Genomic DNA, 19,386 nt, shown 5'->3' on the forward strand with positions numbered 1-19,386 from the left:
GCATAGTTGGGATCTGCGCATAGGGGTCGCTATGCAAATCTCTCCATAACGACCCGTTGCTGTCATTGGCCGAATTGATCGTCCGACGGCGGGTATCGGAGTCGAACTGCCATTCGCCCCCACTGACCTCCAGCAGCGGAATGCCTTCCGCAGCACTCCGGATGCAAGCCCAGAATCTGTTCCGAGGCCGCTAGCCACCACCAGCCCGTCGAACTCCGGTGTTGATGGGGTGAGCATGGGCGTTATCGCACTGGGCTCCGGCGAGGGCTTCCAGGCGGCTTGGGGTATCGACTGATGCGACAAGGCAGCGGCAGCCACCTTCCGAGGGATTGCGGCTCATGACGCCCACCTTGGGCGGAGCGTCGATCTAGAACACGAGTTCACTGCCACTTCGGTTGATGGAGACCGGCCTCCGCCAGCTTAAAGAACCGGCCCCATGTAGGCCTGCTGTCACCTCACGAGCCTGAACAACAGCTTCCGTGCCTCTTCGAGCAAAAGCGTCGAGGAAGCCACAGCAGTGGCGATCAGCCAGTCGTCCGCGCTCAGGTCGACGGTGTCAAACACCGTCTGCGCTGGCGCCCAATGCACCACGACGATCTGCAGCAGGACCACGCCCAGCAGGGCCACCCATAGCTTCCCATTGCTGAAGAACTGGCGATTGAAGGCGCTGCCGTGTTCGGTGCGCGCATTGAAGATGTTGAAGAACTGGAAGAGCACGAAGGTGGTGAAGGCCAGCGTCATCGCGCGGGCGGTATCGCCCGCGGCCATGGCCCAGGCATAGACGCCCAGGGTCCCCACCGCCATCGTCAGTCCGTACAGCGCGATGCGCCACATGCGCTGCGGCGACAGGATGGCGGCATCGTCCGAGCGTGGCGGCTGGTCCATGATCCCGGGGCGGGCCGGCTCCACGCCGAGCGTCATCGCCGGCGGGCCGTCCATGATGATGTTCACCCAGAGGATCTGCACTGCGGTGAAGGGTGTCGCCAGGCCCATGAAGGGCGCCCCAAGCACGGTGAGAATGGCACCGATGTTGGTCGACAGCTGGAAGCGGACGAACTTGACGATGTTCTCGTAGATGGTTCGTCCCTCGCGCACTGCACCGACGATGGAGGCAAAGTTGTCGTCGGTAAGCACCAGGGTGGCAGCCTCCTTGGTGACCTCTGTACCGGTGATGCCCATCGCCACGCCGATGTCGGCGCGCTTGAGCGCAGGCGCATCATTGACGCCATCGCCCGTCATTGCCACGACATGGCCGCGCCGTTGCAGCGACTCTACGATACGCATCTTGTGTTCCGGCGCCACGCGGGCGAACACCGCGCTGCGTTCGACCAGGGCGGTGGTGGCCTCCTCGCTCAGGCCATCGAGCTCGCGCCCCTCATGCACCTCGCCGACCAGCCCGAGCTCGCGCGCGATGGCGGCGGCCGTCACCGGATGGTCGCCGGTGATCATCTTCACCCGGATCCCTGCAGCATTGCACTGCGCAATCGACTCGCGCGCCTCGGGGCGGGGCGGGTCGATGATGCCGACCAATCCGCACAGGCTCAGGTCATTCACCCAGCCCATCAAGTCGCAGGAAGGATCGAACGCAGACGCCGGAATCCGGCGTCTGGCGAGCGCGAGCACCCGCATCGCGCCCTCGGCGAGTTGCTGATTGGCACGGAGCAGCGTTTCTCGCGCGTTCGTGTCGAGCGCGACCTCGCCGTCCTGGCCCTGCATGCGCGCGGCGCGACTGATGAGCACGTCCGGCGCACCCTTCACCCAGATCTGCACCGCGTCGCCATCATGGTGGAAGGTCGCCATGAACTTGTGTGCCGAATCGAATGGCAACTCGGCAATACGCGGGGTGTGCTGGTTCTGCAATGCAGGATCGATCCCCGCCTTGACCGCGAGCGCAAGCAACGCGCCTTCAGTCGGGTCGCCGATGAGCTGGCCCTCCTGCAGGCGTGCGTCGGCGCACAAGGCGGCCGGGAGCAGGAGTTCATGAAGCTCGGTGCCGGCAACGCGGCCTTCTTCGTCCAGAATCCTGCCGGCGGCGACATAGCCTTCGCCTTCGATGGCGTAGCGGCGACCTGCAGCGTGCAGCACGCGAGCGGTCATCTGGTTCAGCGTCAGCGTACCGGTCTTGTCCGAGCAGATCACCGTGGTGCACCCGAGCGTCTCGACTGCAGCAAGCTTCTTGACGATCACGTGGCGCCTGGCCATGCGGTGCATGCCGAGCGCCAGCGTCACCGTGACCACCGCCGGCAGGCCCTCGGGGATCGCGGCGACGGCGAGGGCGATGGCGGTCATCGCCGTCGTGACCAAGTCATCGCCACGCATCAGCCCGGCCACGAACATCAGGCCGACCACCACGGCGGCGATGAACGCGAGACGCCTGCCCAGCGCGTCGAGCTGGATCTGCAAGGGCGTCGAGGACTCGGCTGTCTGTGCAAGCAGCCCGGCCAGGCGCCCCATTTCGGTGTGCATGCCGGTCGCGGTCACCACGGCTTCGATGCGCCCCCGGGTGACCACGGTGTTCATGAACACCATGCCGACACGTTCGGCAAGGGATGCACCGGCATCCACGGCCTCGGCGGTCTTGCCGACCGCATGCGACTCGCCGGTCAGCGCAGCCTCGGCCACTTCGGCCCCATGCGCCTGCAGGACCCTGGCATCGGCCGGCACGCGATCGCCCGCTTCGAGCAGCAGGATATCGCCCGGCACGAGTTCCTCGGCAGGAACAACGCGGGTTTCGCGATCACGTCGTACCCGCGCGCTCGGTGCCAGCATGCCGCGCAAGGCGGCCAGCGCGTTCTCCGCACGGCGCTCCTGGAAGAATCCCAGGGTCGCATTGAGAAGAACGACCACGGCAATGACCGCCGCATCCTTGATGTCGCCGATCAGTCCGGCGAGCAGCGCTGCGCCGACCAGGATGCCGATCAACACGCTCCTGAACTGGTCGAGAAACTTGAGCCATGCGGAGCGCGGGGGCTTCTCCGCAAGGCGATTCGGACCATGGCGCTGCAGTCGGACAGCAACCTCCGTCTGCAGCAAGCCGGTATCGGGGGCGACCTCAAGCTTGCGACAGACGGCCTTGTCGGGTATCGCATGCCAGGGAACCACGGAGGGGCGCGTGTTCGTGTCCAAGTTCGACTCCACAGAAACAACAAAGGGTCTGTTCCCGAAGGACACAGACCCTTGCATGTTGTCGCTGCACGGACCTTGCCCACGGGCAAGGTCTCGCTTGCAACGGATACGCTCGTTGCCCCCGGCACCGGGAAGCGGTCATACGATCAAACCTCCGTGATGACGATGCCGGGACGTGTGAAGCTACTCCCCTTGATAAACACGAGTGTAAGTGGGGCCATCGCAAAGTCAACGGAGGCGAGCCGATCGTCCGCGAGGATCCTTAACGTTGGCATTATTCGCTTCGTTGGGGTCTCTGCGCGCGATTGCCGTTCGACCATTCTTCAAACCAGCAACGTACAACCGAACCAGGCAATCGATCCGCCCCTGTGGATCAGGTTGGATCCGGCATTCCGGTGCACACTGAAGACGAGGAAGAGGTTGTAGGGAATCAGCAGGAGGTGAAGCGCCAACCAGACAGAGCCATCGACGCCTTTTGCGAGCAAGATCAGCGAAATCAGGCCCATGACGCCATTGACCAGGGTTCCGACGATCGTCAGGTCCCACCAGAAGAGGCTGCGCGCAGGCCGATGTCCGTTCCAGCGGGCACTGAAGTAGGTCGGAAAGGAACGTTTCAGTGCCATCTCGGCCTGTCTTTCAGAAGCTGCGCCGGCTCAATTCTGCTTGTGCATGGAGCGTGGTTGCAGCTACCAAGGTCTGATTCCTCGATCCATGGACAGCACGTGCAGCATTTTGAGGATTGCATAAATCATCGAGAAAGCCCTTTCAACTTGAAGCCCATCGCAGAATCCACTCGCTGCCATAAACCCATGCCATCAGCACCAGGCCGGCCGTGACGAAAAACGCCAGCACCGCCGTGATCATCCCAAGTACCGCAACGACGCCATCGCGAAACACCAACCCCAACCCGATAAGCATCATCGCCAGCGCCGGCAGCAGGTTGCCGAAGGGAATCGGCAGTATGACGATGAAGGCCATCAGCCCGATCGCTGCGGCAGTCCATGACCGTCTGCCTGTGGATGCGAGATGGCTCAGTCGGGCCTTGGCGAAGCGACCGGCCATGGCATAGGCAGACGCCAGGATGCCCAGCACGCGCTGCGCCCAGTGGCGGGAGAGTTCGAGTTCGGCGACCCGCCGGGGCAGGCATACCGAGGTGTGGCCCTTCCACATCGCTGCCGCGAGAGCCGCCATCCCGAAGCCGAGCACTGTGCCCACTCCCGGCACTGGCAGGAGGCAAGGCCCGGCCATCAACAGCAGCAAAGTGCCGTGTGCTGCGGTCCCGTGGGCGTGCGCCAGGGTTTGCGTCGACACCCGCTCTTCGGATAAGGCTGCGGCTGTTTCACGTAACCGCTGCACGATGGGCGCCGTCATGTTGCGGACGGGCGGCGGATCACCACCACCACCAGTGTCACCACGGTAAGCGGTATGACAAAGCTCATCATCACGCTCGAGAAGACGGGCAGCACATCATGCTGCTGCGCCGCCAGAAGCAGGTAGGCCACGTAGGCGATGTAGTAACCCAGAAAGACGCCGCCTTCCCAGCGCGCGATCTCGCGACCGGTCATGAACACCGGCAGGCAGGCCAGGGCCACCGCCAGCATCACCCAGACATCGAAGGCCAGCAGCGATGGCGCCATCGCCAGGCCAAGGTCGCCCGACACCAGCCCCGACAAGCCCAGGCAGCCCAGGATGTTGAAGGTGTTGCTACCGACGACGTTCCCCACCGCGATATCGCGTTCGCCCTTGATCGCGGCTGTGATACTGGTAGCCACCTCAGGCATGCTGGTGCCGGCGGCGACGATCGTCAGGCCGATGACGAGGTCGCTCACACCCATGGCCTTGGCAAAGCTCACCGAGGCCTGGACCAGGTAATCCGAGCCGAAGACCAGCGCTACCAGACCCGCAACGATCAGCCCGATCTGCGCCGCCCAGTGGCTGTCCCAGGCACCGGTCTGGGCCGGCTTGATCTCCTCGGCAAACTCGTCCTTCGCGGCTTGGGTCTCGCGTCGCGATTGCACGACCAGGAACACGGTGTAGGCCAACAGCAGGGCGAACAGGAAACCCCCGTCGAGGAACGAGAGCCTTCCATCCAGCGTGAGCGCCAGCAGCAGCAGGCTTGCGCCCAGCATGATCGGCACCTCCTGCCTGATCAACTGGATGTTGACCACCAGTGGCGTGATCAGAGCACTGATGCCCAATATGAACAGCACATTGAAGATGTTGCTGCCTACCACGTTACCGATGGCAATGTCGGTCTTGCCGTCGAGAACGGCGCCAACGCTCACCGCAAGCTCCGGCGCGCTAGTGCCAAAGGCAACGATGGTGAGCCCCACGACAAGCGGGCTGATACCGAAGGACATCGCCAGCCTGGACGCACCGCGCACCAGGATTTCAGCGCCGATGACCAGCAAGGTCAGGCCACCGAGGAACAAGAGAAGGGTCATGATCAGTTCCTGCAGCGCTCAAAAGTTGCCCAACGCGCGTTATCCACCTTGCGCGGACAGCCAAAAAATTGACGATCGATCCCTTGCGTACAGCCGTCGCATACCTTCTCGCGGCGGGGTGATTCCCGTCATGCCACCAACCGCCCCCCCGGCTGCGGCCCGGAACCGCCGCTGTGGCGGCGCCACATTGCAATGCCCAGATGCAGCCCCGCTCCAAGCAGGAGCAGCAGCGCGCTGCCAAGACCCCAGATTACCCAGGCCACCATGGTCAGGCCGCCGGCCAGCGCCGGCATGGTCTGCAACAGACTTTCGACGACCGGCGCAAAATCTGCCAGCAGCGAGGTCATCGCCTGTGTGATCTCCGGAGGCACCCAGGGCTGCAGCCATTGCGGTAGACCAAGACCCTCCACATCTGATGCGACACCAGTCAACGCGCTGGCATTCGAAACCGACCAAACGGCAACTGAATGCAGAGCCCAGACTGATAGTGACCAGAGTGCGAGCAGGCCGAACACCGAAAACCAACCAAGTGCGTAGAACACGATCATCTCCTCGCTGTATTTCAGTAACGGCGATCATTCTTGCATTGTTTAATGTTCGAATTAATCGTTTATGAGGAGGGTTTGCTTCCATTTTTTCGATGCAATTTCGATCGTTGCGCGCTAATCAGCGGCCGGGACTGGAAGCGACGGGTACCTGGGCCAGAGCGGCCACTGGAATCGCAGATCCGCCGTGAGAGTGCCCGACCGCTCCTGGCCGCCTGCTGTCTGCCATGAGTGGGCTGGCGACGAGGTCGTTTAGGGGCATGGCACGGCATGATTAGACAAAATGAACCATTCTGTCCAACGGCTGGCCTCAACCCCCAAGCAACGGCGCGGCTTCGGGCTTTGCCGCGCTGCGCCTCGAGGCGGATCACCGGCGGCTCGACGGAAGGGGCGTCCTGCACCGGCACAAAGCCTGGCTGAGCCACTAATCCCGTGCGTTCAGCGCAGGCCGGCTTGCGCCAGCTCGGCGGCGCGATGCCGCGCTCGCGCATCCAGCGATGCATCTGGTTGGCGTTCAGGCCGTTGGCCAAGACCACGCCCGCCACTGACACGCCGCAGGCTCACGGCAGGCCGAGATCACCGATTACTTGAAGACTTCGCTATGCGTTCGCCGACTCCGGCGCGGGATAACCACATCTATGGTGTCTACCATCGAATTTGATGGACACGATCTTCAATGGGCTAAGCAGACGGCGGAAGGTGGGTTCGCCTGGTGCTTACGACGAACGCGACTTCGCGATTGGCGAGCCAGCGTTCAAATTGAGCCCGGGTGAAGCGATGGGTTTTGGTTACGCCAGGACGAATCGGCCACCGCCCTTGATCTTCTTGCACGGGAGGATTCTCGCCTTAACGAGCGATGGTCGCTGGACTTGCATCGCAGCCGACACCTAAGCTAGTAAAAGAGATCAATATTAAGCTGCTGTTTTTAAGTGTCATTTTTTAGAAATTCTACTTTTTCTCGGCAATTCACGCTTTTTCATGCAATATTCTAGAATATTTTTGCACGCCCCACCGCCGCCCACCAGCGCCGCGGCCGAGGCCGAATGGTGGGGCGCACGGAATGGCCGCTGGCGCCAGTGCGCGGGATCGAAGCGGCCTTCGAGCGAGAACAGCGCCGCGCTCTCGACCGCCTCGTCCTCGCTCATCGTCGGCAGCAGGCCCGGCAGGCGCTGCGCGAGCATGGATTTCCCGGTGCCGGGCGGGCCGAACATCATGATCGAGTGCGCGCCGGCCGCCGCGACCTCGAGGGCGCGACGCGCCTGCAGTTGGCCGCGTACGTCGGCCAGGTCGGGCACCCCCGCGCGCGCCGCGGGCTGCAGGGCGACGGCCGACTGCACCGGCAGGGCGACATGGCCATTGAGGTGGGCGCACACGGCGAGCAGGCTGGCGGCCGGCAGCACGCACGCACCCGAGGCGAGCGCCGCCTCGGCGGCGTTGTCGGCGGGCAGCACCAGCGCCCGACCGCCACGCGCGGCGGCAAGCGCCACCGCGAGCACGCCACGCACCGCGCGCAGATCACCGGTCAGCGACAGTTCGCCGCAGAACTCCGCCGCATCCAGGCCCTGGCCCGCCACCTGGCCGGACGCAACCAGGATGCCGACGGCTATGGCGAGATCGAAGCGGCCGCCCTCCTTGGGCAGGTCGGCAGGCGCGAGGTTGACCGTGATGCGGCGCTGGGGAAACTCGAACTGCGAGGTCTGGATCGCCGCCCGCACGCGATCGCGCGCCTCGCGCACCTCGGTGTCGGGCAGGCCGACGAGGCTGAAGGCAGGCAGGCCGTTCGCCAGGTGTACTTCGACCGTGACCTCGGGCGCATCGAGGCCGGCAAGTGCGCGGCTGCGCACGAGCGCGAGGGACATGCGGTTCTCCTGAGCAGGCGGGACGCCAGTCTAGCGGAGAACGCAACAATGACAAAAGGATAAGCCGGGCAGCGCGGACACGCCTGCCCGGCGCACGGCATTCAGTCGCCGCGGTCGGCCCGGTCGGCGTCCTCGGCGAGGAGGCGCTCGAGCTCCGCCACGCGCGCCTCGAGTTCGGCGAGCTTCTTGCGCGTATGCGCCAGCACCTCGCGCTGGACCTCGAATTCCTCGCGCGTGACCAGGTCGAGCTTGCCCAGGGCGCCGCCGAGGAGGGCCTTGGCGTTCTTTTCAATGTCCCGGACCGGGCTGTTGGCGGCCAGTTCGGACAGCTTGGCGCCGATCTCGTCAAGGATGCGTGGAGTGCTCATGGTGGCTTGCGGCAAGGGTTGTGGATGCGACGAAGTCTAGCACGCCGCCCCCGATGCACCAGAAACAGGCCTGCCCCCTGCCGTGCGACGCACCAGACTGGTGCATGGAGGACCATTCTCGTGCATGAAATCGTGCGGCAGCGCAGCAAAAGACCAGTACGAGTGCATCGACAGGCCTCGGAAGCCTTGCTGGACAAGGCTTTGAGCAAGCTGGCACACGCCCTGCTTAGGGATACCCGTCAAAACTCTAAACCACCCGTCAGGAGCTCATCATGCGCAAGACCCTTCTCGCCACCGCCCTCACCGTCGTCGCCGCCCTGCCCGTGGCGGGCAGCGCTCACGCCGACGGCCCGATCAGCGCCAACCTCACCCTCACCACCGACTACGTCTTCCGCGGCATCAGCCAGTCGCAGGGCAAGGCGGCGCTGCAGGGCGGCTTCGACTATGCGCACGAGAGCGGCCTGTACATCGGCACCTGGGGCTCGAACGTGGGCTGGGTGGACGACATCGCCAAGACCAACAACAGCCTCGAGCTCGACCTCTATGCCGGCTATGCCGGCGAGGCCGGCCCGCTGTCCTACGACATCGGCGTGCTCCAGTACTACTACCCAGGCGACAAGATCGCCGGCACGCCGTCGCCGGACTCCACCGAGCTGTACCTGGCGCTGGGCTGGGAGTTCCTCGAGCTGAAGTACTCGCACGCGATCTCCAAGCACCTGTTCGGCTGGACCGGCACCAACGGCGAGAAGACCCGCAACAGCAACTACGTCGAGCTCAACGCCGAATACGAGATTGCACCGACCTGGTCGCTGTCTGCCCACGTCGGCCACCAGCGCATCCGCAGGAACAGCGACGCCTCGTACACCGACTGGGGTCTGGGCATCAGCAAGGACGTCGGCTTCGGTACGGTCGCCTTCAACTACTCCGACTCCGATGCCGACGGCAGCTGCGCGCTGAGCCAGCCCTACTGCTTCGGCAGCAACGGCAAGAACGCAGCGGGCGATCGCTACGTGCTGTCCTTCAGCAAGGAATTCTGAGCCTTCACGATGTCCCGGTGCATCCGCGGATGAGCCGGGCGCAAGCCAACTTCACAGAGGTGGACCAACCATGAAATTCATCGCCGCCATCATCAAGCCCTTCAAGCTCGACGAAGTGCGCGAGGCGCTGTCCGCGATCGGCGTACAGGGCATCACCGTCACCGAGGTCAAGGGCTTCGGCCGCCAGAAGGGCCACACCGAGCTCTATCGCGGCGCCGAATACGTCGTCGACTTCCTGCCCAAGGTGAAGGTCGAGGCCGCCGTCTCCGACGACCTCCTCGACCAGGCCATCGAGGCCATCGAGAAGGCCGCCGCCACCGGCAAGATCGGCGACGGCAAGATCTTCGTCTTCGATCTGGAGCAGGCCATCCGCATCCGCACCGGCGAGACCGGCTCGGACGCGCTGTAAGGGAGAACAGAAAATGAAAAGACACTTTGCATTCCTGCCGGCGCTGCTGCTCGCCGGCGCATCGGGCGGCGCCTTCGCCCAGGAGACGGCCGCGGCCGCAGTCGAGGTCAACAAGGGCGACGTGGCCTGGATCATGACCGCGACCCTGCTCGTGCTGATGATGGCCCTGCCCGGCCTCGCACTGTTCTACGGCGGCCTGGTGCGTGCCAAGAACATGCTGTCGGTGCTGATGCAGGTGATGACCGTGTTCTCGCTCAACGCGCTGTTGTTCGCGATCTACGGCTACAGCCTGGCCTTCACCGAGGCCACGCCCTTCATCGGCTCGCTCGACAAGGTCTTCCTGTCCGGCGTCACCATCGACTCGCTCGCCGACACCTTCACCGAGACCGTGAAGCTGCCCGAGTTCGCCTTCATCGCCTTCCAGGCCACCTTTGCCGGCATCACCGGGGCGCTCATCGTCGGCGCCTTCGCCGAGCGCATGAAGTTCTCCGCGGTGCTGATCTTCTCGGTGATCTGGTTCACCTTCTGCTACCTGCCGATCTGCCACATGGTGTGGGGCCCGGGCGGCTACCTGCTGGAAGACGGCGCGCTCGACTTCGCCGGCGGCACCGTGGTGCACATCAACGCCGGTATCGCCGGCCTGGTGGGCGCCTACATGGTGGGCAAGCGCATCGGCTTCGGTCGCGAGTCGATGGCACCGCACAGCCTGACGCTGACCATGGTCGGGGCCTCGCTGCTGTGGGTGGGCTGGTTCGGCTTCAACGCGGGCTCCAACCTCGAGGCCACCTCGGGCGCGGCACTGGCCTTCATCAACACCTTGTTCGCCACTGCCGCCGCGGTGCTGGCCTGGTCGCTGGGTGAAGCGCTGATCAAGGGCAAGCCCTCGATGCTGGGTGCGGCCTCCGGCGCGGTTGCTGGCCTGGTTGCCATCACCCCGGCCTGCGGTTCGGTCGGCCCGATGGGCGCCATCATCATCGGCCTGCTGTCCGGCTTCATCTGCCTGTGGGGCGTCAATGGCCTCAAGCACATGCTGGGGGCGGACGACGCGCTCGACGTGTTCGGCGTGCATGGCGTGGGCGGCATCGTCGGTGCCATCCTCACCGGCGTGTTCGCAGCCCCGTCGCTGGGCGGCACCGGCGGCGAAGACTTCGCCATGGGCGCCCAGGTGTGGATCCAGACCTGGAGCGTGATCGTGACCATCGTCTGGTCGGCGGTGGTGGCCTTCGTCGCCTACAAGATCGCGGACCTGCTCGTCGGCCTGCGCGTGCCGGAAGAGGAAGAGCGCGAGGGCCTGGACATCACCGCCCACGGCGAATCGGCCTACCGCGTGTAATCCCCCTCAAGCACCTGCGGGACTGTACTCATCCGGTCCTGTTTCGAACGGCGCCCCGCGGGGCGCCGTATTTTTTGGTTCTGCGCGTAATCTGGCGGATCTCGTGGCCGAAGCCCGGCGTGTGGACGTCTGGGCCGCCTGAACACGGGACCTGCAAGGGTACGAGCCCACACGGCGGCCCCGGCCTTCCTCGCGGTGCCTCCCCCCGCTTACTGCTTGCCCCCCTCCTCCGCCGCGTGGCGGGCCTCGATCTCGCGGCGGATGCGCTCGATCTCGCGGGCCTTCGCCTGCGGCGTACCCCACGCCGGCGGCCGTGCCTGCGCCTCCGCCCTCGCCTGCTCGCGCGCCGCGATCGCCTGGCGCCGCAACGCTTCGGCCTGGCGCAAGGCTTCCGCCTGCGCCCGCTCGGCCTCCTCTTCGCGCGCCACCGTGCGTTCAAACATGATCGGCGTCGGGCACGGCGCCAGCTTCGCCGCCGCGCCGTACTCGTCAACCATGCGCCAGGTCTCGCGCCGGGCTAACTCGGCCACCAGCGGCAGGTTCAGCGCCTGAAACACCGGGACCCAGGACTCCACCTCGCCCCCTTCCGCACCCTCGAGGCGCACCCGGCGCCGCACCGAAAGCTGCGGGTTGAACTGGTACCAACCCTGGTCCACACGGCGGAAGAGCTGGCGGTTGTAAGCGTAGTCGCGCGCCACCTCGTTGCGCGCCAGCACGCTCGACAGGTGTTGGCGCTTGTTGCGCTCGGCGCGTAGCACGCTGCCTGGCAGGTGCTGCCACGCTTCGAGGATGCCCTGGGTCTCGAACGCCGCCAGGAAGCGGCGCTGCGGCCGGGTGAAACGGCTGCGGAACAGCACCCACAGCGTCTGCACCAGGAAGTACTCGGCGTGATGGCGGTCGATGCGCACCAGGCGCTCGCCGGTGTTGAAGTCGATGTGTGCCGGCGCGACGCGCTCGAACACCGCGGCGAGCGGCCCGCGCGCATGGGCCGGGTCGCGGAAGGATTCGCGCAGCGCCCAGTGCAGCGCGTTCCAGCCGTAGTGATCGGTGGCCTCGGGGTCGGCGCCGCGCTCGAGCAGCGCCTCGACCAGGGCGACGTTGCCCGCGGCCGCGGCGGCTATCAGCGGTGTCTGGTTCATCGGCAGGCGGTGATCGACGCCGTGCTGGTCGCACTGCCGCAGCACGTCCTTGAAGCTGCGGCCGAAGTACGGCATCCAGGTCTTGCGCCCATGGGTGCCCAGCTGACGCTCGAAGGCGCGCGCGGCGGCGAAGTCGCCTTCCTCGGCGAGCAGGCGGGCCAGTTCCGGTTCGTCGTGGCAGGTGGCGTAGTCGTATAGTTGCTGGCGATGCTTGCTGCCGGGTGCGCGCTCGCGGAAGGTCTTCACCAGCAGCTCGCGCAGCCGCGCCTCGTCGGTCACTGGCCACGGCACCGGGCTCTGGCGCAGGATGTCGCGGCGGATCGCGTCGGCCTGTTCCTGTTTGCCCTGCAGCTCGAGCTTGCGCGCCTCCTTCTGCCAGTCCTCCAGCGTCGATTTCGCCGCCTCCAGCTTCACCGCGCCGCCCTCGGTCAGGCCGAGCAGGCCAAACAGCGGGTGCGCGGTATCCGACTCGATCACGTACAGGTTGCGGATCGCGCGCGTCAGCGCCACGTACAGCGCATTGACGAAGAACTTGTACACCTCCAGCGACTTGTCTTCCTTGTCGCGCGCGCGCCGGTATTCCAGGTTCTCCACCGCGAGGTCGGCCGCCTCGACGCCGTCGATGATCTCGGCGAAGTCCTTGCGGTGGTCGGAGACGAAACGGTACAGCATGATGTTGTCGTACTCGAGCCCCTTGGCCTCGTGGATCGAGAACAGCAGCGGGGTGGCGAAGCGCTTTCGCGCCTCGGCCTTGTCCTCGTCGCGCATCACCAGCACGGCGAAGCGGGTGGATTGGCGCACGCTCTTGTCGAGCTCGCGCAGCGCGGCGTCCTTGTCCGCCATCAGCACCACCTCGCCCGGCTCGCCGCCGATCGCATCGACGAGGAAATTGCTCTCGCGGTCGATCGAGCCGAAGCGGCGGTGCTTGATCTTGAGCAGGGTGTTGGCCACCCGCGTGGCCTCGCGGCCGTTGCGGAAGTTGGCGGTGAGCACCGCCAGCTCCTGCCGCCGCGCGAGCTCCGGGTCGCGCCAGAACAGGCTCTTCACCTGGCTCCAGGAGAAGAAGTTGGGATGCACGATCTGGTTCGAGTCACCGCACAGCAGGAAGTGGCCGGGCTTCTTCAGCGTCGCCAGGACCAGGTCGAGCTGCGCCGGGGTGAGGTCCTGCACCTCGTCGACGACCACGAAGTCGTAGCGCGGCGCCGCCAGCGCGCGCGAGGCCTGCGCGACCAGGCCGAGGTCGAAGAGGCCGGCCTCGGCCAGCCAGGCGCGGTACTTGTCGAACAGGTCGTACAGGCGCTCACGGGCGTCGACCGGAAAGATCGACTGGCGCACGCCCAGCGCCAGGTAGTCGGCACGGCTCAGCACCCCGCCCGCACGGGCAACGATCACGCCGCGGATCTCCTCGAAGGCCTGATGCGCGTCGATGTCGCGAAAGCCCTGCCGCATGCGTGCGAACCACGCCGCGAAATCGCGCCAGCTCGCCTCGCGCCCGGCCGGCACGCGGATCGATTCGACGAACTCGCGGAAGGACAGAAAGCTCGCGTCCTGGCCGGCATGCTCGAAGCCGTGGGCGTAGTAAAGGTCGCGCGCGCTCTGCGCCAGGTAGGCCGAATGCGTGACGTACAGCACCTCGCCCTCGGCGTGCTTGAGCTTTTCCAGGGTCAGCGCGGTCTTGCCGCTGCCGGCGCTGCCCACCAGGATCAGCGGCGGCGGCCGGCGGTAGATCGCCTGCTGGGCGTCGTCGAAGGACAGCGGCTTGTCGAGCAGGTGGATCGTGGTGTGCTCGGGATGCAGGTAGCGCAGCGGCTGCGCCTCGCGCACCGCGGCATCGACGTCGGCATCGGCGATCTGCGCCTCGTCGATCTGCGCGCCGCGCAGGAAGCGCGACTTGTCGTAGGCGTGATTGGCGATCACCTCCAGCACCAGCACGCAGGTCTCGTCACGATGGCGCAGCAGCGTGAACAGCAGGCGGTCGGCATCGTTGAGACGGGCGCGGTAATACGCCGCGCCGCTCGCGCCGACCAGCTTCTTCACCTGCGCGGCGCGAAAATCCCCGCGCCCCAGCGCCTCGCACACCCTGGTGTAGGCCGCGCGCACGCGCGCGGTGTCGAGCCCGGCGTATTCGAGAACCTTCATTGCCACCCGCTCCGATGCCGGCCTGCTGCTCGGCACGTTTTGAAGAAGCGGGAATGATAAGGCGGTTTGCCGGGTGGCCCGACAACCCATGGCCCGCAGACAACAGGATGACTGCGGGCCTGGGTCGTCGGCTCAGCGCCCCGGCGGGGCGAACTCAGGCAAAGACGAAGTACTTCCGCACCGTCTCCACGACCTCCCAGGTGCCCTTCATGCCAGGCTCGACGATGAAGATGTCGCCGGCCTTGAGGTGGATCGGCTCGCCGCCGTCGGGGGTGATGATGCAGTAGCCCTCGCGGAAGTCGCAGTATTCCCACTTCTCGTAGGCAACCCGCCACTTGCCCGGCGTGCAGATCCAGGTGCCCATGATCTTCTGGCCGTCTTCCGACGTGTAGGCGTTGAGGTTGACGGTGTGCGGCTCGCCGGCGATGCGCTCCCATTTGCAGGCATCCAGGATCGGCACGGGTACTGTCTCGCGGAGAACGGTGATGGGCTTGCTCATATTCGCTCCAGATAGTCGGGTTGGCGTTGCGAGGCAACGGGAATGCAGGACTCTAGAGCGCCTGGACGCGACGCAATTGCCCGAAATGGACATGAAAGCACCCAAAACCGGCATGCCCACCCCCTGGTCATGGCGAAACCGATGCCGCCGGTGGAGTCGGTGACGATGGCAGCCTTGCCCGCAGGCTCGATGATCCTGTGAAAGGCCGTTTGATCACGTTGGCCGAGGGCCCGTCACCAGCGCTCGGCCAGGCGTATCATTCTCAACCGAGATGCGCACTCCGCCGCACCACCTCATGACGTCGAGGATGTCGCGAGTTGAAGATTCGAGAGGTCCAGCACCCGGCTCGCGTCGTACCGCTGGCGTTCCTGATCACGATCCTGATCGGAACCGGCGTGCTCATGCTGCCGATGTCCCGCGCGGATGCGCTCGCCGCGCCCTGGCTCACGGCCCTGTTCACCGCGGTCTCGGCAGTGTGCGTGACCGGCCTGGTGACGGTGGACACGGGTACCTACTGGTCGCCGTTCGGGCAGTGGGTGATCATGGCGCTGTTCCAGATCGGCGGCTTCGGCATGATGACGGCCGCCACCCTGCTCGGGCTGCTCGTGAACCGCAGCTTCCGCCTGCGTGCACGGCTCACGGCGCAGGCCGAAACCCACACCCTGGGGATCGGTGACGTCGCCAGCGTTGCCAAGCTGGTGCTGGTCGTGACCTTGATCGTCGAGGTGCTCACCGCCGTGGCGCTCGCACTGCGCTTGCGCACCGCGTACGAGTTGCCCTGGGCCGAGGCCGGCTGGAGCGGCCTGTTCCATGCCCTCTCCGCCTTCAACAACGCCGGGTTCTCGATCCACGCCGACGGCCTGACCCGCTACGCCTCCGACGGCCTCATCCTCACGCCGATCATGCTCGCGATCGTGATCGGCGGCCTCGGCTTTCCAGTCCTGAACGACCTGCGCCGCCGCTTCAGGGACCCGAACCACTGGTCCGTCCACACCAAGCTGACGCTCGTTGGCTCCGCCGTGCTGCTGGTGGGCGGCACGATCCTGCTGCTCGGCTTCGAGTGGTCGAACCCGCGCACGCTCGGCCCGATGCCAGCCGCCGACAAGCTGCTGGCGGCGATCTTTGCCTCGGTGTCGGCCCGCACGGCCGGCTTCAACGCGATCGACATCGGCGGGCTCACCCACGAAAGCCTCGGCCTGCACTACTTCCTGATGTTCATCGGCGGCGGCAGTGCCGGCACCGCCGGCGGCGTCAAGGTGGGCACGGCGATGATCCTGGTGATGCTGGTGATCGCCGAGATCCGCGGCCGCATGGATACCGAGGCCTTCGGCCGGCGCATCAGCCACTCGGCGCAGCGCCAGGCGATCACGGTGCTGGTGCTGGGCAGCGCGGTGGTCGTGCTCGGTACGGTGTTCATCCTGCACACCACCGACATCGCCACCGACCAGGTGATCTTCGAAGTGATCTCGGCTTTCGCCACGGTCGGCCTGTCCACCGGCATCACCGCCGAGCTCCCCGAATCCGCGCAACTGATGCTGACCCTGCTGATGTATGTCGGCCGGGTCGGCACCATCACCCTGGCGGTGTCGCTCGCGCTGGGCGAGCATCGCATGCCGTTCCGCTACCCCGAGGAGCATCCCGTTGTTGGCTAGGCTATTTACCGAGCAGTTCGCCTTCTCGAAGGGCGACAGTGTGGTCGTGATCGGCCTCGGGCGCTTTGGCGGCGCCGTGGCCCACTCCCTGATGCAGCTGGGGCACGACGTGATGGGCATCGACCGCGATGCCGAGCCGGTGCATGAATGGGCGGACCTGCTCACGCATGCGGTGCAGGCCGACTCGACCAACGCGATGACCATGCGCCAGCTTGGCGTGGCGGACTTCGCGCACGCCATCGTCGGCATCGGCGGCGATCTCGCCGCCAGCCTGATGACGGTGATGGCGCTCACCGAGCTGGAGATTCCGGACATCTGGGTCAAGGCCATGACGTCCGAGCACGGCAAGATCGCCGAGCGCATCGGTGCCCACCACGTCGTCTATCCCGAAGCCGACATGGGCGAGCGCGTCGCGCACCTCATCAGCGGGCGAATGATGGACTACATCGAGTTCGACGACGGCTTCGCCATCGCGAAGATCCAGGCGCCCAGCCTCACGTACGACCTCTCGCTGGCCGAATCGGCCGTGCGCGAAAAGTTCGGCGTCACGGTGGTCGGCATCAAGCGCGCGCACGAGGACTTTCAGCACGGCAAGCCGAGCAGCGTGGTGCGGCCAGGTGATCTGCTGATCGTTTCCGGGCCGACGAAGAAAGTCGAGGCCTTCGCCGCCACCGGCCGGCGCCGCTGAGCGGCCCGGCAGCGGGCCGCGACTGCGCTGCGGGCGATCAGCCCGCCGCCGGCACGAAGCGCAGGGCCACGCCGTTGTTGCACCAGCGCTCGCCGGTGGGCGCGGGACCGTCCTTGAAGACGTGGCCGTGGTGCCCGCCGCAGCGCGCACAATGGTATTCAGTGCGCGGCAGGATGAGCTTGAAATCGCGCTTGAGCCCGAACACGCCGGGCAGCGTCGTGTAGAAGCTCGGCCAGCCGGTGCCGCTGTCGTATTTCATGTCCGAGGTGAACAGCTCCAGATCGCAGCCCGCGCAGACATAGCTGCCCTTGCGCTTCTCGGCGTTCAGTTCGCTGGTCCAGGCAGGCTCGGTGCCCTCCTCGCGCAGCACCCTGAACTGCTCGGCGGTGAGCAGGCGCCGCCATTCTGCCTCGCTGCGTTCGATCCTCTCGATCATCGGGCGTCCCTGCCCATCGGTAGTGGTTGCGAATGCCCGGACGGCGGGCAGGGACGCCACACCGATCAGCCCGCTCAGGAAGTGTCGCCGTTTCATCGTCTGCTCTCCTTCAGCGCCGCCCCGGACTCGCCCCACAGCTGATTGAGCCGCCTGTCGCGGCCGCAGCCGTTGCGGTAGTACTTGTAGCGGATCGGGTTCCTCAGATAGTAGTCCTGATGGTATTCCTCGGCCGGATAGAAGGTCGTGGCCGCCACGATCGGGGTCACGATCGCCTCCTTGAAGGGCCGATCTTTCTCGAGCGCCGCGCGCGAGCGCTCGGCCACCTCGCGCTGGGCCTCGTCGTGATAGAACAGCGCCGGGCGATAGGGGCTGCCGCGGTCGCAGAACTGCCCCCCGGCGTCGGTCGGGTCGATGTTGCGCCAGAACACGTCGACGAGGCGTTCGAAGCTGACCTTGTCCGGGTCATACACCACCTGGACCGCCTCGGCATGGCCGGTGCGGCCGCTGGAAACCTCCTGGTAGGTCGGATTTTTCGTATGCCCGTCGGTGTAGCCGGAGGTCGTCGACACCACGCCTTCGAGCGCATCGAAGGGCGGCTCCATGCACCAGAAGCAGCCGCCGGCAAAGGTGGCGGTGGCTTGGCGCGCGGCCTCACCGCCCTGCGCCAACGCAAGGCCGGGAAAGGCGAGCAGCACGCTGGCGATCAGCAGGCCGCCTAGGGTCGGGACGCGCCGACTTCGGATCTGGCCTTGGGGTTGGGGTCTCATAGCTTGATGTCCTTGTAATCCACGCTTCACGGGCGGCGGCGGGCATCGGTCACGCAGTGGCCGGCAGGAAGTCCTGACGCATTCATCAAGACAAGCTCATCGCCGTGTTGTCGGGCGCGGCGCGTCGACGCGCATCCGCCGCCCTCCAAGCCTATGACCGCAAAGATCGACCCGTGATCGTTTCAACGAGGCAAGGGCCCGCAGCCCATCGCATGGCGTGGGGGTGTAGAACCGCCCCGATTGTCGCCTCGTCGCCCGGCCATAGTCCGGCCGGGCGCGCTGGCCGACGGCGAGTGGCTGCCGCTGGGCGCGCACGCGGTGCGCTGGTTCGACGCGCCCCATCTGCCCCATGCCTGGGAATGCGGCTTCCTCTGCGAGGAATCGACCTCGACCCTGCTGTGCGGCGACCCGTTCACACAAGGCGGGGCCGACCTGCCAGCGCTCACCGAGTCGGACATCCTCGGCCCGAGCGAGGCCTTCCGCCACGCAATGGACTTCTTCTAGCACACGAAGAACGCACACGCGATGCTCGAGCGCCCACTCCCAGTCACTTCCAGACAAAGCGATGAACCAATTGAAAGCAACAACTCATAGGCATCATTGATCAACAAAACAGAGGCATTTATTTACCAATTCCATAAATTATTCACAAGACACTGTTTTTATTGATTTTTTAATGACACAGTCCCTTTAAATAAATCCCGCAAATACAATCAATCATTGCTGATCTAGATTCGTTACAAACCACTTGCTGCACCGCACCAATCCATCGCTATACTGGATTCGTGCACAGAGGGAATTCGATTCCAGATAGCAGCGTAATTGCCCGGAGATCGATCTCCCATTCGACTGATGTTTTGCGGAGAAATACGCCATGAAGCCGAATACCAAGGGAACCCCTGATCAATTGACCTTTTGGGCGCGCTCACCCAAGCCAGCCGATTG

The 19,386-nt window shown here is 65.5% G+C and carries 16 protein-coding genes and 1 pseudogene; 6 read left to right on the plus strand and 11 right to left on the minus strand.

Going from position 1 to position 19,386, the window contains the following annotated elements:
- Nucleotides 1-450: 450 nt before the first annotated feature.
- From PLC66_RS19795 to PLC66_RS19825, 7 genes and pseudogenes are all read right to left on the minus strand, one after another.
- The gene (locus PLC66_RS19795) at nt 451-3,126 is read right to left on the minus strand and encodes a cation-translocating P-type ATPase (RefSeq protein ID WP_324543707.1); all 2,676 of its coding nucleotides are present in this window, start codon (nt 3,124-3,126) and stop codon (nt 451-453) included.
- Nucleotides 3,127-3,449: 323 nt separating this feature from the next.
- Nucleotides 3,450-3,749: a hypothetical protein gene (locus tag PLC66_RS19800; RefSeq protein ID WP_324543709.1), complete on the minus strand. Its 300-nt coding sequence runs from the start codon at nt 3,747-3,749 to the stop codon at nt 3,450-3,452.
- A gap of 142 nt (nt 3,750-3,891) precedes the next feature.
- Nucleotides 3,892-4,497: an exopolysaccharide biosynthesis protein gene (locus PLC66_RS19805; protein ID WP_324543711.1), complete on the minus strand. Its 606-nt coding sequence runs from the start codon at nt 4,495-4,497 to the stop codon at nt 3,892-3,894.
- Complete coding sequence (locus PLC66_RS19810) at nt 4,494-5,570, minus strand: calcium/sodium antiporter (protein WP_324543713.1); 1,077 nt, start codon at nt 5,568-5,570, stop codon at nt 4,494-4,496. The genes PLC66_RS19805 and PLC66_RS19810 overlap by 4 nt, the downstream gene beginning before the upstream one ends.
- Before the next feature lie 128 nt (nt 5,571-5,698).
- Nucleotides 5,699-6,112 (minus strand): hypothetical protein, encoded by a 414-nt coding sequence (locus tag PLC66_RS19815; protein ID WP_324543715.1) that lies wholly within the window; start codon nt 6,110-6,112, stop codon nt 5,699-5,701.
- Between the two features lie 1,013 nt (nt 6,113-7,125).
- Nucleotides 7,126-7,974: pseudogene (locus tag PLC66_RS19820) on the minus strand (magnesium chelatase domain-containing protein); the annotation flags it as partial.
- A 101-nt stretch (nt 7,975-8,075) separates the two neighbouring features.
- Nucleotides 8,076-8,342 (minus strand): accessory factor UbiK family protein, encoded by a 267-nt coding sequence (locus tag PLC66_RS19825; protein ID WP_324543717.1) that lies wholly within the window; start codon nt 8,340-8,342, stop codon nt 8,076-8,078.
- A 272-nt stretch (nt 8,343-8,614) separates the two neighbouring features.
- On the opposite strand from PLC66_RS19825, the gene PLC66_RS19830 reads away from it, so the two are divergent.
- From PLC66_RS19830 to PLC66_RS19840, 3 genes are all read left to right on the plus strand, one after another.
- Complete coding sequence (locus tag PLC66_RS19830; RefSeq protein WP_324543719.1) at nt 8,615-9,379, plus strand: TorF family putative porin; 765 nt, start codon at nt 8,615-8,617, stop codon at nt 9,377-9,379.
- 70 nt (nt 9,380-9,449) lie between these two features.
- Nucleotides 9,450-9,788, plus strand: coding sequence for a P-II family nitrogen regulator (gene glnK, locus PLC66_RS19835; protein ID WP_324543721.1), 339 nt, complete (start codon nt 9,450-9,452; stop codon nt 9,786-9,788).
- Nucleotides 9,789-9,801: 13 nt separating this feature from the next.
- On the plus strand, nt 9,802-11,121 hold the full coding sequence (locus PLC66_RS19840; RefSeq protein WP_324543723.1) for an ammonium transporter: 1,320 nt from the start codon (nt 9,802-9,804) through the stop codon (nt 11,119-11,121).
- 209 nt (nt 11,122-11,330) lie between these two features.
- On the opposite strand, the gene PLC66_RS19845 is transcribed toward PLC66_RS19840, so the two are convergent.
- Both PLC66_RS19845 and PLC66_RS19850 read right to left on the minus strand, forming a co-directional pair.
- A complete protein-coding gene (locus tag PLC66_RS19845) occupies nt 11,331-14,399 on the minus strand; it encodes an ankyrin repeat domain-containing protein (protein WP_324543725.1) in 3,069 nt (1,022 codons plus the stop codon).
- A 154-nt stretch (nt 14,400-14,553) separates the two neighbouring features.
- A complete protein-coding gene (locus PLC66_RS19850) occupies nt 14,554-14,898 on the minus strand; it encodes a cupin domain-containing protein (protein ID WP_324543727.1) in 345 nt (114 codons plus the stop codon).
- A 317-nt stretch (nt 14,899-15,215) separates the two neighbouring features.
- On the opposite strand from PLC66_RS19850, the gene PLC66_RS19855 reads away from it, so the two are divergent.
- Complete coding sequence (locus PLC66_RS19855) at nt 15,216-16,550, plus strand: TrkH family potassium uptake protein (RefSeq protein ID WP_324543729.1); 1,335 nt, start codon at nt 15,216-15,218, stop codon at nt 16,548-16,550.
- Entirely contained in the window at nt 16,543-17,238 is a 696-nt protein-coding gene (locus PLC66_RS19860) for a potassium channel family protein (protein WP_324543731.1), read from the plus strand. The genes PLC66_RS19855 and PLC66_RS19860 overlap by 8 nt, the downstream gene beginning before the upstream one ends.
- A 37-nt stretch (nt 17,239-17,275) precedes the next feature.
- Here PLC66_RS19860 and msrB read toward each other — a convergent pair whose 3' ends face one another.
- A complete protein-coding gene (gene msrB, locus PLC66_RS19865; protein ID WP_324543733.1) occupies nt 17,276-17,770 on the minus strand; it encodes a peptide-methionine (R)-S-oxide reductase MsrB in 495 nt (164 codons plus the stop codon).
- A complete protein-coding gene (msrA, locus tag PLC66_RS19870; protein ID WP_324543735.1) occupies nt 17,767-18,441 on the minus strand; it encodes a peptide-methionine (S)-S-oxide reductase MsrA in 675 nt (224 codons plus the stop codon). The genes msrB and msrA overlap by 4 nt, the downstream gene beginning before the upstream one ends.
- Nucleotides 18,442-18,681: 240 nt before the next feature.
- Between msrA and PLC66_RS19875 the strand changes: the two genes are divergently transcribed.
- Complete coding sequence (locus PLC66_RS19875; RefSeq protein WP_324543737.1) at nt 18,682-18,945, plus strand: MBL fold metallo-hydrolase; 264 nt, start codon at nt 18,682-18,684, stop codon at nt 18,943-18,945.
- The last annotated feature ends 441 nt before the right edge of the window (nt 18,946-19,386 follow it).

This window comes from Thauera sp., assembly GCF_035444905.1.
GTDB lineage: Bacteria > Pseudomonadota > Gammaproteobacteria > Burkholderiales > Rhodocyclaceae > Thauera.